Source organism: Dyella lipolytica, from assembly GCF_030160075.1.
In the GTDB taxonomy this organism is placed as follows: domain Bacteria; phylum Pseudomonadota; class Gammaproteobacteria; order Xanthomonadales; family Rhodanobacteraceae; genus Dyella_B; species Dyella_B lipolytica.
This window is the reverse complement of the sequence record NZ_BSNQ01000003.1, coordinates 1085684-1100494: the sequence shown is the minus strand read 5'-3', so window position 1 is coordinate 1100494 and position 14811 is coordinate 1085684. Positions and strand designations below refer to the sequence as shown.

Genomic DNA, 14811 nt, shown 5'->3' with positions numbered 1-14811 from the left:
TGGACATCCATCGTATGAACGACCCCAAGTCATCGCTGGGAGAGGTGCGGGAACGCATCGACAGCATCGACCGGCAGATCCAGGAACTGATCTCCGAACGTGCCAACTGGGCACGCGAAGTGGCGCGTGTAAAAGGTGAGGGGCTTTCAGCGATCGACTATTACCGACCCGAACGCGAAGCGCATGTGCTGCGCATGGTGGTGGATCGCAACAGCGGTCCGCTTTCCGACACCGAGATGGTGCGCCTGTTCCGCGAAATCATGTCGTCCTGCCTCGCGCAGGAAGATCCGCTCAAGGTCGGCTATCTGGGGCCGGAAGGCACCTTCAGCGAGCAGGCCGTGCGTAAGCACTTCGGTCATGCGGCCTATGGCTTGCCATTGGGCAGCATCGAGGAAGTATTTCAGGAAGTCGCGGCAGGCCATGCGGATTTTGGCGTCGTGCCGGTGGAGAACTCCGGGCAGGGCATGATCCAGATCACGCTGGATCTGTTCCTCACCTCCGAGGCTCGTATCTGTGGCGAAGTGGAATTGCGCGTTCACCAATGCTTGCTGTCACAGCGCGAATCGCTGGAAGGCATCAAGCGTGTTTACGGTCATGCGCAATCGCTGCAACAGTGCAAGACATGGTTGCGCATCAACCTTCCGGACGCCGAGTGCATTGCCGTGCATAGCAACGCCGAAGGTGCGCGCCTGGCCCGACACACCGACGATGCCGCCGCCATTGCCGGCGCCACTGCAGGCAAGATCTATGGACTTAAAACGGTCGCCGATGCCATCGAAGACCGTGCCGACAACACGACTCGCTTCCTGGTGATCGGTCGCTCGCTGTTCCCGCCATCCGGCAACGATCGCACTTCGTTGCTGATTACCGTCAACGATAAGCCCGGTGCGCTCTACGACGTACTCAGTCCGTTCGCCAAGCATGGCGTGAGCTTGAACCGTATCGAATCGCGCCCGGCGCACACGGGCAAGTGGCAATACGCTTTCTTTATCGACGTTTCCGGTCATATCGACGACGAGCCGTTGCAGGCAGCATTGAAGGATATGGGGCCGGTAGCCATGCAAGTACGCGTGCTGGGTTCCTATCCGGTGGCGTTGCCGTGAGCGGTGCGCAGCGTCTGGACTGGGTAAGCCGTCCCGTAAGTTCCTTGCAAGGCGATGTGGTGGTGCCTGGCGACAAGTCGGTCTCGCATCGTTCGATGATGTTGTCGGCCATTGCCGAAGGTACATCGCATATTCGCGGGTTCCTTGAAGGCGAAGACACACGCGCCACCGCAGCGGTGCTGTCGCAGCTGGGCGTGTCGATCGAGGCGCCGTCAGCGGGCGAACGTATCGTGCACGGTGTTGGCCTGCACGGCTTGCGCGGCTCGGACAAATCGCTCGACTGTGGCAATGCCGGCACCGGTATGCGCTTGCTTACGGGTTTGCTGGCAGGGCAATCGTTTGACAGCACATTGATCGGTGACGAGTCCTTGTCCAAGCGCCCGATGCGACGAGTCACGGACCCGCTCGCGAAAATGGGCGCGCAAATCGATAGCCAAGATGGCCTGCCTCCGCTGCGCGTGCGCGGCGGGCGAGCGTTGCACGGCATTCGCTATGAATTGCCGGTGGCCAGCGCTCAGGTCAAATCCGCACTGCTGCTGGCCGGCTTGTACGCCGAAGGCAGCACGGAAGTGATCGAGCCGCACCCGACGCGTGACTACACCGAGCGCATGCTTGCGGCTTTTGGCTGGCCGATCGTGTTTTCCCCGGGCCATGCCAAGCTGGAAGGCGGTCATCGCCTGTGCGCTACCGACGTCGTTGTGCCCGCCGACTTTTCATCGGCGGCATTCTTCCTAGTTGCAGCGAGCATCGTGCCTGGTTCGACACTGCGCCTGCCGGCGGTGGGACTGAACCCGCGGCGCACAGGACTGCTCGAAGCCCTGCAATTGATGGGCGCGGATATCCACGTCGAAAACCGCAGCGAAAGTGGCGGCGAAGCAGTGGGCGACCTCGTGGTTCGCTACGCACCGTTGCATGGCATCGAGCTGCCCGAGGCGCTGGTGCCGGACATGATCGACGAGTTTCCCGCCTTGTTCATCGCGGCCGCCGTTGCGAAGGGTCGCACAGTGATTCGCGGTGCTGCCGAATTGCGCGTCAAAGAGTCGGATCGCATTGCCACCATGGCCGCTGGTATGCGCGCACTAGGCGTTCGCATCGAGGAAACACCGGATGGTGCGATCATCGATGGTGGCTCCATCGGCACCGGTACAGTGGAGAGCCACGGCGATCACCGCATCGCGATGAGCTTCGCCGCTGCCGGCTTGGTCGCGGAAGGCGAGGTGACGATTCGCGACTGCGCCAATGTCGCTACCTCGTTTCCGGGATTCCTCGAACTTGCCAATGGCTGTGGATTTGCATTGAGTACTACGGGCTAGCTCGTCTGCGGACGCTGTTACAGGTACGCTTGCGCGCGTTCGCAACGAGGTCGCCATGTCCGCTGTCACGCCTGCTTTTATCGTCGCCATTCCCGCCCGCTACGGCTCGACGCGCCTGCCGGCCAAGCCGCTGCGTACGATTGCCGGGGTGCCGATGGTCGTACGGGTCGCGCAACGCGCATTGCAGGCGGGCGCCACCCAGGTGGTCGTCGCGGTGGACGATGCGCGCATCGCCGATGCGCTGGCCGGGCAGGGCGTAGATGTGTGCATGACCCGCAGCGATCACGCTTCGGGCAGCGATCGTTTGGCCGAGTGCGCCGCCCACTATGGCTGGCCGGCCGACACCATCGTCGTCAATCTGCAGGGGGATGAGCCCTTTGCTCCCGCTGCCGGCATCCGCGAAGTCGCCCGCGCCCTGGCTCAGGACGATGCGCCCATGGCGACCCTGGCGACTCCGATTACCGAAGCACACGAACTGTTCGACCCGAACGTGGTGAAGCTGGTGCGGGCGTCCAATGGTCGTGCTCTGTATTTCAGCCGTGCACCGCTGCCATGGGCGCGCGATGCCTTTGCGGCAAATCAGAACGCCTTGCCGGATGGGCTGCCGTTCCTGCGGCACATCGGCATTTACGCCTACCGCGCGGGATTTCTGCAGCAATATGCGAGCTTGTCGCGCACGCCGCTGGAACAGGCCGAATCGCTGGAACAACTGCGTGTGCTGGAGCACGGCTACCCGATCGCCGTACGGCTTACTCCGGAACCCTTTCCGCCCGGCATCGATACCGACGTTGATTTGCAGCGTGCCGAAGCCTGGCTGAGCGCTCAGCGGTGACGGTTAGCAGCATCTTGTTCGTATGCCTGGGCAATATCTGTCGCTCGCCGCTGGTCGAGGCGGTGGCGCGCAAGCACTTCGCCCAGGTCGGACTGGATATCGAGGTGGCGTCGTGCGGTACGGGCGGCTGGCATGTCGGCGCAGGCGCCGACTCGCGCATGCAGATGGCGGCTACCGCGGCGGGTTATGACTTGCATCCCCACCGCGCACGACAGCTGCGCGCGACGGACGTCGAGCGCTACGACCTGCTGCTGGCGATGGATCACGACAACCTGCGTGAGCTGCAACACATGGCTGCCCATCAAGGGCAGGAAAAAACAGCATTGTTTCTGGAGTGGGCTGGCGTGATATCGCCGCATGAATTTCCCGACCCTTATTACGGCGAGCGGGCCGATTTCATGCAGTCCGTCCTCCTCGCCGAGCAAGGCGTCCGTGGCCTGATCGACCGCCTGCGCGCCGGCTGAATACCTTCGGCGAATAGGCGTAGCAATCGGGCTAAACGGGCTAAAATCATCGCTATGCAGCCCGCCCCCTCGCAGGCCTTCGACGGCAAGGCCTTTGTTCGCACACTTACCACGTCGCCCGGCGTCTATCGTTATTTCGACGAGGCGGGCGAATTGCTGTACGTCGGCAAGGCCGGCAGCCTGAAGAAGCGGGTCGGTAGCTATTTCCTGAAGCCGCGGATGGAACCTCGCATCGCAGCCATGGTGGCGCAGATTGCACGCTGCGAGATCACCGTTACGCGCACGGAAGCCGAGGCGTTGTTGCTCGAGTCACAGCTGATCAAGGCGCTCAAGCCGCGCTACAACATCCTGCTGCGCGACGACAAAAGCTATCCGTACATCTACCTCTCGGGCGGCGAGGATTATCCGCGACTGGCTTTCCATCGTGGTGCGCGCAATCAGCCGGGCCGTTATTTCGGACCCTTCCCGGGCGCGTTCGCCGTCCGCGAAAGCCTCAACCTGATGCAGAAACTGTTCAAGGTGCGTCAGTGCGAGGACAGCTACTTTCGCAATCGCTCGCGGCCTTGCCTGCAGTACCAGATCGGCCGCTGTACCGGCCCCTGCGTAGGGCTGATCAGTCCGGAGGACTACCGCAACGATGTACGGCACGTGGAAATGTTTCTCGAAGGCCGCAGCAGCGCGGTGATCGACGAGCTGGCCGGATCGATGGGACAAGCCAGTGCCGCGCTGAATTTCGAGCGTGCCGCCGCGTTGCGCGACCAGGTCGCTGCACTGCGCAAGCTGCACGCGCAGAACCACGTGCAAGGCACCACGGCGGACTTGGATGTCATCGCCTGTCGCATCGAATCGGGCATCGCCTGCGTCAGCGTGTTGTTCTTCCGCAACGGCATCAGCCTGGGCACGCGCGATTTCTATCCGCGTCTGCCGCTGGATGCCGAACCGGCCGATGTGCTGGCGCAGTTCATCGCCCAGTACTATCTGGATCGGCCGGTGCCGCGTGAGATCATTCTCGGCGAAGCGATTGCGGACGAGCAAATTCTCGGCGAGGTGCTGGCCCAGCAATGCGGCCATGCCGTTGAGATCAAGACACGCGTGCGTGGCGAGCGCGCGCAGTTCCTGCAAATGGCGGAACGCAATGCCCAGGCTTCGCTCACGTCGCGCATCGCCAGTCGCCAGACACTGGGTACGCGCTTCGAAGATCTGCAGAATCTGCTTGGGCTGGACGAATCCCCGCGTCGTATCGAATGCTTCGATATCAGCCACACGCGCGGCGAAGCGACCGTGGCGTCCTGCGTAGTGTTTGGTCCAGAAGGGCCGGAGAAGTCGCACTATCGCCGCTTCAACATCAGCGGCATCACACCCGGGGACGATTACGCGGCAATGCATCAGGCACTCACGCGGCGTTTCCGCAAGGTGGCGGAAGGCGAGGGCGCCCGACCGGACATCCTGCTGATCGACGGCGGCAGTGGCCAGGTGGCACAGGCGCTAGATGTGCTACGTGACCTCGGCATCACCGGCATCGAAGTCGTCGGCGTCGCCAAAGGGCCGGGCCGACGCGCTGGCGAGGAAACCCTGGTACTGGCCGGATCAAACCGCGAGATACACCCAGGCTCGACGTCGCCAGCCTTGCATCTGGTGGCTGCAGTGCGTGACGAATCGCATCGCTTCGCCATCAGCGGGCATCGCAAGCGTCGCGAGAAAGCCCGCGAGCGCAGTGTGCTTGAAGACGTGCAGGGTGTCGGTGCCCGTCGTCGCACGGCGCTGCTTAAGGCCTTTGGCGGTTTGGCTGGGGTTGAAGCCGCCGGTGTCGAAGAACTGATGCAAGTGAAGGGGATTGATCGCGGCCTGGCCGAACGCATCTATGACGCGCTCCATGCCTGATTGTCACCCACTCGTGCGACACTGAAGAAAACGGAAGGGACCCATGCGCATCAACCTGCCGACCTGGCTGACGCTGTTCCGCGTAGCGCTGCTGCCGGTGATGGTGCTGGTGTTCTATCTGCCGTTCCGTGGGCACAACATCACGGCCGCTATCGTCTTCGCGTTGGCCGGTGTCACGGACTGGCTCGATGGTTATCTCGCGCGTCGGTTGAACATGACCTCCCAGTTCGGCGCCTTCCTCGATCCCGTGGCGGACAAGCTGATGGTGGCCGTCACGCTGTTCATGCTCGTGAACTCGCATCGCGGCGATTGGTCCGGCATCGTGATGGCGATAACCGCGGCGATCATTGTTGGACGTGAAATCAGCATCTCCGCGCTGCGCGAATGGATGGCCGAGATCGGCCTGCGTTCCACGGTGCGGGTGGCGTTTATCGGCAAGCTGAAAACCGTGATGCAGATGGTGGCCTTGATCGTGCTGATTCTGCAGCACGAAAGAAGCGCCGAGGCCTTGCGTCTGTATCACATCGGCGAGGCACTGCTGGTGATCGCCGGGGTGCTTACCATCTGGTCGGGTCTGTATTACCTGCGTGCCGCGTGGCCGGCGCTGCATGGGGATGCACCGGCGCAGGCATCCAAAGATCCTCGTGTTTCTTCCGTCGCGCCTCCCGGCGATCCGCACGCTTGATCGAGACCGGCGCTTGACGGGCTCGTTTCACACGTTAAAATGCGCGGCTCCGATGCGGGAATAGCTCAGTTGGTAGAGCACGACCTTGCCAAGGTCGGGGTCGCGAGTTCGAGTCTCGTTTCCCGCTCCAGTTTTCAGACAAGGCCCCAGGCGCAAGCCCGGGGCCTTGTCGTATGAAGTACTTCAAGAATGTGCGGCAAGTGGCTTGAATCGCTGAAAAAAATCAGCATCGGCTATTCACATCTAACCCGATTCTGCTATAGTTGCACGCTCCGATGCGGGAATAGCTCAGTTGGTAGAGCACGACCTTGCCAAGGTCGGGGTCGCGAGTTCGAGTCTCGTTTCCCGCTCCAGTTTCACGCAAAGCCTCGGGCCACCGGGGTTTTGTTTTTCTAGGGGACCCGATCCGCTAAGATCGTCAATCCCAGCAATGGCCGGGTGGCAGAGTGGTCATGCAGCGGCCTGCAAAGCCGTGTACGCCGGTTCGATTCCGACCTCGGCCTCCATTGCGAAACTTGTGATTCAAAGAGTTAACCGCCGCAAGGCGGTTTTTTCTTACGCGAGATTCCGCCAAAAAACGCCCAAAATCGCCTGTTTGCCACCCTTTTTCGGGTGGCAAACTCGCGTCACTATCCTGGTTGGACGTGTACGCGAGTTCTATGGATAGGGAGACGACATGCATGCGATGCAGTGTACGAAGTGCGGCGAATGGATGAGCGCGAGGGTTGAGCCCGAGGGAAGGGTGCTCAATGTCCTGCTTGCGTGTGAGTCATGTGACTTCGCGCTCGCGGGAGACTTGGATATTGCGTGCATGGAGCAGGTAGCGCTACGCGGCTTGTCTGGTGCGCGGCCCGCACTGTCGCCAGGGCAGCCTGCGGCGAATAAAGCTGACTTCCATGAAGGCGAAATATGAACACCTCGGCGCATCGCGTACCTAGAGGGCTATCTCAATCGCTCGAAATCAAGAGCCCACGCATTTAGGCTCCGGCGGCACCGCCAGATTTCTGCCCACGGATAGCGGGCATCCACGAGCTCCGCGATGGCCGCTTGGTCCTGGTCTTTCGCCTTACATCCAAAGTAAACGGCGCGCAACTCTTCGCGAAGGAACTCAATGTCCTCGAATTCAGCCGTGGGGTCGCGGCCGTCGCCCGTCGCGATACGCCACTCTTCCTCGTAGCGCCAGGGAATCGCCTTGGCGTAGAGGATTCGATCAATGATTTCGTGAGTGAGAGCTGAGCCGCCTGACAGAAAATCCGACAACTCCTCCTCGCTGAAGAGGGAAGGCACTTCGTCGCAATAGTTCACTGGACGCGCAACCTTGTAGGGGCTGTCCACTCCGTCCGGGGCGTAAAATTCCAGGGCGATCCCGCAATGGCTTTCGGCGTAATGAGACCACATCAGGACGCTATCCTTACGCGCGCTGAGACAGATGATTTTGGTGGTGGCCAAGGCGGCTTGAAGTTGACCGTTTAAGTCATCTAGGACGCTTGGTAGCCCTTCTAACGATCCCAAGATCCCGGGCCGCTGACCACTGAGAAAAGCCTGATGGCCACGTTGTAAGTGGATGGGGGCTGTCTCATCGAGCAATTGTCCAAGCTGATTCTTGGCCGCTGGAGCGCGCCCTTGAACACGTTCCCACATCTTTTGGAGTATGGCGTCTACCACCCGATTTTCGTCAAACCTAATCTGAAGGTTGACCTGCATATCGAACGGGTCATTGAAACGCGACGGCCGAGACCAACGTAGTCGACCGGCATTCATGACGATCTTCGCAGTATTTGCCGTCATGTATTTGTAGAAAGACCGCGGTGTATCTGGCACGTCAATATCCCTTAGCCGAAATGTCGAATAGGTCGGCTAGCCGGAGCCACCAAGTCCAACAGGGAGTTCAATAAGTCGCTGAATCTGTTTCTTCTCTACACTGGTCATCTCTCTTGAAACGAGAGGAAATAGATTCACAAAAAATGTTTTGATGTTTGCCAGAGCGCTATCGGAATAGGGGCGCCTTCCATGCACTTCATTGATTACAGCCATGATCCAGCGAATGTAGCCGACGGGTGCGATAATGTCAGGGATATCCTCCCAGCCATCCGTGAGCCCCCTTCGATAGTGTTTGGCAACTAGTGCTTGATCGCAATCGCTTTTGCAACACCAGTAAACGGTCTCTACGCGCTTATCGGTGAAGTCCTCATTGTGCGAGGTCCATAGCACAAGGATTCCGGACGGCGTCGGTCCAAGCAGGTCTTTCCCACAGTGTGCGCACTTTAGCTCAGGATCAGTTGCGAAGAGTCTTGCCGGAACAGGGTGCTCAGTCGACCATGCTGCCGTCGAGGACGGCATATATCTACGGGCAATTGCAATGCCGCCGGGACTTGCCAGGAGTTCTGCTTCGATGCGTCCGCCGTCAAAGACTTGAACCTCGTACGGTAAATTGGCGGCGTTGAGCCTGGCGGCAAGGCCGCCACTAGGTAGGGTCGAATAAAAACCGACAAAGCCTTGGCAACTATGCATTTGGAGCCTGTCGCGAATGTCGCTCTCATCACCGGGTGTAACGGAAGACCCGCTGTGAGCGTTGTGCTTACAACTGACGAGCCAGCGAACGTTGGTTTCACCACCGACTCCGGTGCGCTTCTCCTCAATGATGAGATCGCGCCCGTCATCTGCTCCGCGATCTGGGCCGACGATAATTTTGAAACCTTTAAATGCCAGAAAATCGCGAGCGAACATCTCGAAGTCGTCGCGGGTGGGGCCGTGCGTTGGAATAGCGATCTCTTTGAAGTCTAGAGCTGGCATGTAGGTACCCACTTGAGTGATTCGTTAGATGTCAAACTCACGGCATTCGCCCCCCGTTCTGATCGAACGTGACCAGTAGGTTGTGGACCCGAACGACTTCGTTTGCAATCGGTGGAACAAAAAATTCCTGATCTAGAATCCGTAAGCACCCAGTGTTGATGAAGTAGGCCCGAAAGTAGTGAGTAGGTTCTTCTCGTTCTTGTAGCGGTCCGAACCACTCAGGAATGACATAGCCAGCTATGCCGGTCTTCAGGTAGGTGTCTAAACGCTCATCGAAGTGTTCGGCAGCATTTCGTAGATCGCGGTTGCGTAGTGGGGAATCCTCTTTGACTTCAAATGCGGCTCTGAGTCTATCGCCGCGGGATTCAAATTGCTTCCCAGTGGGCCAAAAGTAGCGAGAAATTGCCGCCGCCCGAAACACTAAATTTTGAACACTATCTAGGGCGGCCGAACAATCGAAGTCGGACGTGGAACCCGCTTTCCGGTTGCTAGACAAGCGGCTAACCAAGCCCCCTAAGAAGTCGATGGAGATACATGCCTGCCTTGTGTGAAAGAGCATGCTCTGTATGTAAAAGGCTTCATGCTGTGGCCAAATCGGCAAGGAATCTTTCATTGGTAGCCAACTATTAGACGCAAGGTGAGTTCCGGCTGGTTCCAGTGCAAACAGACTCGATGTTCAGGGGACATAAAATTCGGAAGAGTCAGCAGGTGGCGCCAACCGCTGTGCATGAGCTGGCACGAAGCGCTCTGCCGCATTCCGGGCGGAATGTGCGCTTTGGGTCGAAAGCGGACGTTGCTGCAATTTCTTTATATCTTCGGACACGATGCCCATGCCACACCGCTCGCGTGCACTTTCACAAATTGCAAGGTAGTTTCTTAGACTCGGGATTGTAAATGTGGTGGTAGCTCATTTAAGCCGAAGACATCTCCGAACCTACGCGCCGCGTCGTGAAGCGCGTCACGCAGCACGTAGTCTTCAAACATTCTGGCAACCAAAACAAAGGAGAATAAGGCGCGGTAAATGCAGTTTGCGGCATCTCCAAGTTGTGAACTCTCGCGTCCCAATCCGAGTTGGCCAGTTCCATGGAATTTCGGCGGTTGGCCAACGTACATATCCATAATTTGACTTGAAGCCCCGTGGATAAACCCCGAATAGGCACTTGCGAGAGATGCCCCGACGTCAGAAACAAGCGAAAGGTTGGCGTTTTCACCCAGACCCATACGTGCGTTGTACGCACGTATTTTCTTTCGCTGAGGGAAATCCGGCCTTTCATGCCTGGCCAATGTGTCTGTGGAATCAGGAAACTCTTCTGCCCAAAAGGCTTCAAAGAACCTCTCGTGCAGTGGTTCGAATCCCCTGAGCATGCCGATTGATATGAAGAATATGTCGTCGTTTGTATCGTCAATAATGCGTTGAAGTGCGCCTTGTTCTTGGTAAAGACCCACTCTTAGCATCGTCACGGCGCCGGTTACACACGAAGTGAGGCGGGCCACCTTAAGCACCAGTGCCTGATGCGGCGATTTCTCCACATAGCGGTAAGCGTGCCCGATGCGCGCGTTGACGTCTATCAACCGCGGACGAGGAACTTTTCCCTCGAATGTCAATACGGTTTCAGCCATCAGGGTTAGTACAGTGCTTACGAACTCATTGCGGTTAGCGGGCATTTCGTCACCTCGTGTGTCAGCTGCCGGTGCCCCTATGTGGTGAAAGACGACGGTTTCATGGCGGCTTCAAAGCGCTCGGCCATCACAAGCTCGATTGCCGCCTTTGCGGCTCCGTCATAACCGGGAAAGATCGTCGCCGCCGTTATACCGTGTCGCATGCACCACTTAAGTAGCATGGCTGCGTAACCGACTGGGAGCGTCACTTTGGTGAGCAAAGTTGCGTCAATTGGTGTTCTCAGTTCGTCGCTAAGCTTGGGAAGAGCTTCAAGCTTGTCTTCGATGGATACATCCTCAACAAAGGGCTCTCCCCGCATTCCGTGGTTCTCGACAAGTAAAAAAGAACCGGCCTGAGCGGATAGGTTCGGTGAGGTGCTACCTGGCACCCGGATCTGCCTAATGCCTACAGCGTTGTGAAGCGTTCCTACATCGACTCCAAATACGGCAAGACGCTGGCCCCTGGCAAAATCTGCGCGGTCCTGATCGTTGCGAAGCTTAGAAAACGCTTCGATGGTAGACGATGCAGCGAAGTAAGCGGCGACATAGGGATTGCTTGATACGTCAAGTAAGCGAGTGGGAACGCCATGGTGCTGAGCTAGCGCCATGAGCGGAAGAATCATGGGGTCGGGCCATGCTTCGTTGTGCGAGGAATACTTAATCATGATCCGCGCCAAATACTCCCGAAATTGTGGCGAATCACCGGGCACGGCGAGGCCTCGGGCATCGCAAAACTGCATGAAACTCGCTAACAGGGTGAACTCAAAGATGGTCTGCAATGGATGGTCACGGTCAGGCATCGCGAACATGCCGTAATCGAATTCCTGCCGGACGTCCTTGCGAAACACCCTGGGTATGAGTCGCCAAGCGCTGACACGTTGCCCTCGAAAGACCATTGTGGGCGAAGCGAACGAAGGGTGTACTGGTGAAATGCGTGTCCAAAACTCGGCCAGGGTGCCGCAGTCTTCGGTCTTGATGAAGTCACCCATAGTCATCCTCGTCCACCGTTTGAGCACATGATACGTGCCACACCCGAAGATGAAGGTCCTGCTAGAAATGACTCCTTCATTTCGTCACTGGACAGGCCGCTTTGGGTCGAAAGTGGACATTTGGACGTGACGTAATAGTACCTGGCACGAGGTGCTCCGTCCGGAACTGTCGAGGACGGCCTTGGTGTCGAGAATGGGTGGCGTGGCCCGTAAGCTATTGATTCGTAGGCGTATCAACGGCCTGCAAAGCCGTGTACGCCGGTTTGATTCCGACCTCGGCCTCCATTGCGACGTGTGAATAAGCGCCCTTGTGGCGCTTTTTCTTTGCGCATCACTTCTGCGCGTAGTCATTCAGTGCCTTTTTGTCACCCGATCTGGAATGGGAATGTCTGATTCCGGAAAGTTCGAACGTCTCTAGATAAGCCATAACTTGCATGTTCGGTTTTTGACGGAGGCATACAGCAATGAACGTTTCCACGCATGTAGAGGACCGCGGTCTGGTGGAATCACCCCGTTGGCATGAGGGAAAGCTCTGGTTCGCCGATTGGATGGCGGGTGAAATCCTGACCCTGGGCAGCCAAGGCGATACGCACGTGATGGCGCGGGCGAAAGCGCCGCCCTTGTCGTTCGATTTTTCCGTCGACGGGCGAATGCTGATCGTTGCTTCGGGCGAGCAGTGGCTATTGCGACGAGAGAAATCCGGCGAAGTGAAACCCTTCGCTGATCTTGGCGGAACGGAATGGAACGAGATTGTTGTGGATGGCCGCGGCAATGCTTACGTCAACGGCGCCGAACTCGTGTTGGTCACGCCGGATGGAAAGGTGCAAGCGCAAGCAGAAGGCTTTGCCTTTCCAAATGGAATGGCTGTAACACCGGACAACAGCGTTCTTATCGTGGCCGAGTCTCACGGGCGATGCCTTACCGCGTTCGACATCGCCGCAGACGGCAGCCTCTCTCGGCGTAGAGTTTGGGCGAACCTTGGCACGGGTACGCCCGACGGCATCTGCATGGATGAGAGCGGTGCTGTCTGGTATGCCGATGTGCCGAACCAGCGTTGCGTACGGGTGCGCGAAGGTGGGGCCGTACTGGATGAAGTAATACTGGATCGCGGCGCTTTCGCATGCATGCTCGGAGGACCCACGCGGCAGACGCTCTATATCACCGCTGCCAACTGGTTCGGCATGGCGCGCATGGGTGAAATGCAGGGGTCTGGACAAGTGCTGTCCGTTCCCGTGCCGGTGCCTGGCGCTGGCTGGCCTTTGGCCGCAACGTCGGTGGTTTCTTGAGCGTGACGCTTTGCCACATTTCGCATTGACGTGTGCCCGCCGTGTTAATGTAACGAGGCTAACGCACACCTAAGCAGTGGGAATATCGGTGCTTCGACGGAACAAATCTCGTCAATGGGTTGCCTGGCTAGCGATGCTGGCCATGGCGCTTATTGTCGTGATGCCGGCGATTTCGCGGGTCATGCCGATGAGCGGCCCGATGCAGGGCTTGGATGCATCCTGTCCTTACCATCAGGTTGAGGCGACGAAGCATCCGGCTGTTCCCGATAGCCCCGCGGATCCCACCGTAAAGTGCGGTTATTGCGTACTGCTTAATCACGCACCGCTGCTTGCCTCCGGCGAGGTGCTTCATCTTCTTCCGGTGGCACCAAATCTGGCTGCTCCGGCGGTCGCTAGGGCCGATGATGCGTATACATCGCCCATCCTGAGTGCGAACCCTCGCGGACCACCGCGCATCGGCTAGCCAACTGACGAACCGATCGTGGTGTGCTTGCCGCGAGTGTTTGTCCCTATTTTTTGAATCATCTTCCGACGAGCGAATCATCGCTGCGTGCGCATGTTCGCCGCGGGAGTACGTCAATTGCCTTTGTCCTGCGAGCTATTGCGATAGCTGCAGCAAGCTTCGGAGTTTCATTCATGCGCGCCATGAATCACATACGCACGCCTCGTATTCAAACCGTTGACCGAAAAATGCGCTTGATAGCTAAACCTCTGGCCGTTTGGACGAGCTTGCTTGCGATCAGCACGCTTCCGCAAGTTGCGCACGCCTGTGCCACATGCGGCTGCACACTTAGTACGGATGCCGCAACCGGTTACTCCACGGCGTCTGGTTGGCGTATCAATATCGATTACACCTACATCGACCAGAATCAGCTGCGTCATGGCAGCAGCAAGGCGACGCCGGAGCAGGTCGTTAACCAGCCTTCCAATCCATCGTTAGGCGGTGGCGAGATCGAGAAGGGTACGATCAATCGCTACATCAATGTCTCCGCGATCTATCGCTTCAATGCCGACTGGGGTGTGACGCTCATCGTTCCCTACGTGCTGCGGGGTCACAACACTTACGGCACGCAACTACAACCGTACACACCTGCGGAGAGCGCGTCGGACCAGCTCAGCGGCGCCCGCGTCGCAGGCATTGGCGATACCAAAATATTGGCGAGCTATCAGGGCTTTTTACCGACGCACAACTTCGGCGTGCAGTTCGGCGTCAAGTTGCCCACCGGCAACTACGGTGGACAGTCGGTAGACGGCAATTTGGTAGGGCATCCGGTGACCTTTCACTCCGGCCCGAATCTTGGCCAATCGCTGGATACCAGCTTGCAGGCAGGTACGGGCAGCACCGACCTGATTGCCGGAGCGTATTACTTCCAGCCGGTGAGCCAGAACTTTGATGCCTTCGTCAACGGGCAGTTCCAGGCGGCGGTCAAGGAGAATCTGGATACGCCTGGTGCAAATTACCGCCCTGGTAATCTCACTTCCGTCAGCTTTGGCCTGCGTTATGAAGCGCACGCGAACTGGGTGCCGCAGTTGCAGATCAACTGGTTCCACAAGATGGCCGATCAGGGCTTTCTGGCCGACACCCCTGACACCGAGGGTACGGTGGTCTATCTAAGCCCAGGCATCAGCGGCAGCCTGAGCAAAAATCTTCAGTTGTATGCGTTCGTGCAGGTACCCGTTTATAGCCATCTTCAGGGCTATCAGTTGTTCCCGGGCTGGACCGGTACCGTGGGCATCAGCATGAAACTCTGACGCTACAAAACCTGACCACTAAACTTATGCGTTGCCGCGTTACCACGGCAACAC

13 protein-coding genes and 3 tRNA genes are annotated in these 14811 nt (G+C 58.4%); 12 read left to right on the top strand and 4 right to left on the bottom strand.

Translation table 11 applies throughout. The features are described 5' to 3' along the window. Nucleotides 1–14: 14 nt before the first annotated feature. The 9 genes from pheA to QQL64_RS06255 all read left to right on the top strand — a co-directional run bounded on the left by pheA (nucleotide 15) and on the right by QQL64_RS06255 (nucleotide 6784). Complete coding sequence (gene pheA, locus QQL64_RS06295) at nucleotides 15–1103, top strand: prephenate dehydratase (RefSeq protein ID WP_284397101.1); 1089 nt, start codon at nucleotides 15–17, stop codon at nucleotides 1101–1103. After that, a complete protein-coding gene (gene aroA, locus QQL64_RS06290) occupies nucleotides 1100–2416 on the top strand; it encodes a 3-phosphoshikimate 1-carboxyvinyltransferase (protein ID WP_284397098.1) in 1317 nt (438 codons plus the stop codon). Before pheA ends, aroA begins: the two co-directional genes overlap by 4 nt. A 55-nt stretch (nucleotides 2417–2471) precedes the next feature. Continuing rightward, entirely contained in the window at nucleotides 2472–3248 is a 777-nt protein-coding gene (gene kdsB / locus QQL64_RS06285) for a 3-deoxy-manno-octulosonate cytidylyltransferase (protein ID WP_284397096.1), read from the top strand. After that, nucleotides 3245–3712, top strand: a complete 468-nt coding sequence (locus QQL64_RS06280) for a low molecular weight protein-tyrosine-phosphatase (RefSeq protein ID WP_284397093.1) — start codon at nucleotides 3245–3247, stop codon at nucleotides 3710–3712. Before kdsB ends, QQL64_RS06280 begins: the two co-directional genes overlap by 4 nt. Before the next feature lie 54 nt (nucleotides 3713–3766). Continuing rightward, the gene (gene uvrC / locus QQL64_RS06275; protein WP_284397091.1) at nucleotides 3767–5593 is read left to right on the top strand and encodes an excinuclease ABC subunit UvrC; all 1827 of its coding nucleotides are present in this window, start codon (nucleotides 3767–3769) and stop codon (nucleotides 5591–5593) included. 43 nt (nucleotides 5594–5636) lie between these two features. Next, nucleotides 5637–6278, top strand: a complete 642-nt coding sequence (gene pgsA / locus QQL64_RS06270) for a CDP-diacylglycerol--glycerol-3-phosphate 3-phosphatidyltransferase (protein WP_284397088.1) — start codon at nucleotides 5637–5639, stop codon at nucleotides 6276–6278. A 54-nt stretch (nucleotides 6279–6332) separates the two neighbouring features. Beyond that, a tRNA-Gly gene (locus QQL64_RS06265) sits at nucleotides 6333–6408 on the top strand. A 147-nt stretch (nucleotides 6409–6555) separates the two neighbouring features. Next, a tRNA-Gly gene (locus QQL64_RS06260) sits at nucleotides 6556–6631 on the top strand. A gap of 79 nt (nucleotides 6632–6710) precedes the next feature. Further along, nucleotides 6711–6784, top strand: a tRNA-Cys gene (locus QQL64_RS06255). A 436-nt stretch (nucleotides 6785–7220) separates the two neighbouring features. On the opposite strand, the gene QQL64_RS06250 is transcribed toward QQL64_RS06255, so the two are convergent. The 4 genes from QQL64_RS06250 to QQL64_RS06235 all read right to left on the bottom strand — a co-directional run bounded on the left by QQL64_RS06250 (nucleotide 7221) and on the right by QQL64_RS06235 (nucleotide 11719). Then, nucleotides 7221–8099 (bottom strand): DUF2971 domain-containing protein, encoded by an 879-nt coding sequence (locus QQL64_RS06250; protein ID WP_284397086.1) that lies wholly within the window; start codon nucleotides 8097–8099, stop codon nucleotides 7221–7223. A 36-nt stretch (nucleotides 8100–8135) separates the two neighbouring features. Then, on the bottom strand, nucleotides 8136–9071 hold the full coding sequence (locus tag QQL64_RS06245; RefSeq protein WP_284397081.1) for a restriction endonuclease: 936 nt from the start codon (nucleotides 9069–9071) through the stop codon (nucleotides 8136–8138). An 876-nt stretch (nucleotides 9072–9947) separates the two neighbouring features. Continuing rightward, nucleotides 9948–10736 carry a hypothetical protein gene (locus QQL64_RS06240; RefSeq protein WP_284397079.1) on the bottom strand — a complete coding sequence of 263 codons (789 nt, stop codon included), beginning with the start codon at nucleotides 10734–10736 and terminating at the stop codon, nucleotides 9948–9950. Nucleotides 10737–10768: 32 nt separating this feature from the next. After that, nucleotides 10769–11719, bottom strand: coding sequence for an FRG domain-containing protein (locus QQL64_RS06235; protein WP_284397075.1), 951 nt, complete (start codon nucleotides 11717–11719; stop codon nucleotides 10769–10771). A 464-nt stretch (nucleotides 11720–12183) separates the two neighbouring features. On the opposite strand from QQL64_RS06235, the gene QQL64_RS06230 reads away from it, so the two are divergent. From QQL64_RS06230 to QQL64_RS06225, 3 genes are all read left to right on the top strand, one after another. Further along, nucleotides 12184–13005: an SMP-30/gluconolactonase/LRE family protein gene (locus QQL64_RS06230; protein WP_284397070.1), complete on the top strand. Its 822-nt coding sequence runs from the start codon at nucleotides 12184–12186 to the stop codon at nucleotides 13003–13005. Between the two features lie 133 nt (nucleotides 13006–13138). Continuing rightward, nucleotides 13139–13468, top strand: coding sequence for a DUF2946 domain-containing protein (locus tag QQL64_RS18250; RefSeq protein WP_404601033.1), 330 nt, complete (start codon nucleotides 13139–13141; stop codon nucleotides 13466–13468). Between the two features lie 233 nt (nucleotides 13469–13701). After that, nucleotides 13702–14757 carry a transporter gene (locus QQL64_RS06225; RefSeq protein WP_284397068.1) on the top strand — a complete coding sequence of 352 codons (1056 nt, stop codon included), beginning with the start codon at nucleotides 13702–13704 and terminating at the stop codon, nucleotides 14755–14757. The last annotated feature ends 54 nt before the right edge of the window (nucleotides 14758–14811 follow it).

Excerpts from the sequence above, each read along its gene's own strand:
- pheA (WP_284397101.1), top strand. The coding sequence starts at position 15 with ATGAACGACCCCAAGTCATCGCTGGGAGAGGTGCGGGAACGCATCGAC.
- kdsB (WP_284397096.1), top strand. The coding sequence starts at position 2,472 with ATGTCCGCTGTCACGCCTGCTTTTATCGTCGCCATTCCCGCCCGCTAC.
- uvrC (WP_284397091.1), top strand. The coding sequence starts at position 3,767 with ATGCAGCCCGCCCCCTCGCAGGCCTTCGACGGCAAGGCCTTTGTTCGC.
- pgsA (WP_284397088.1), top strand. The coding sequence starts at position 5,637 with ATGCGCATCAACCTGCCGACCTGGCTGACGCTGTTCCGCGTAGCGCTG.
- QQL64_RS06245 (WP_284397081.1), bottom strand. The coding sequence starts at position 9,071 with ATGCCAGCTCTAGACTTCAAAGAGATCGCTATTCCAACGCACGGCCCC.
- QQL64_RS06240 (WP_284397079.1), bottom strand. The coding sequence starts at position 10,736 with ATGCCCGCTAACCGCAATGAGTTCGTAAGCACTGTACTAACCCTGATG.
- QQL64_RS06235 (WP_284397075.1), bottom strand. The coding sequence starts at position 11,719 with ATGGGTGACTTCATCAAGACCGAAGACTGCGGCACCCTGGCCGAGTTT.
- QQL64_RS06230 (WP_284397070.1), top strand. The coding sequence starts at position 12,184 with ATGAACGTTTCCACGCATGTAGAGGACCGCGGTCTGGTGGAATCACCC.
- QQL64_RS18250 (WP_404601033.1), top strand. The coding sequence starts at position 13,139 with ATGCTGGCCATGGCGCTTATTGTCGTGATGCCGGCGATTTCGCGGGTC.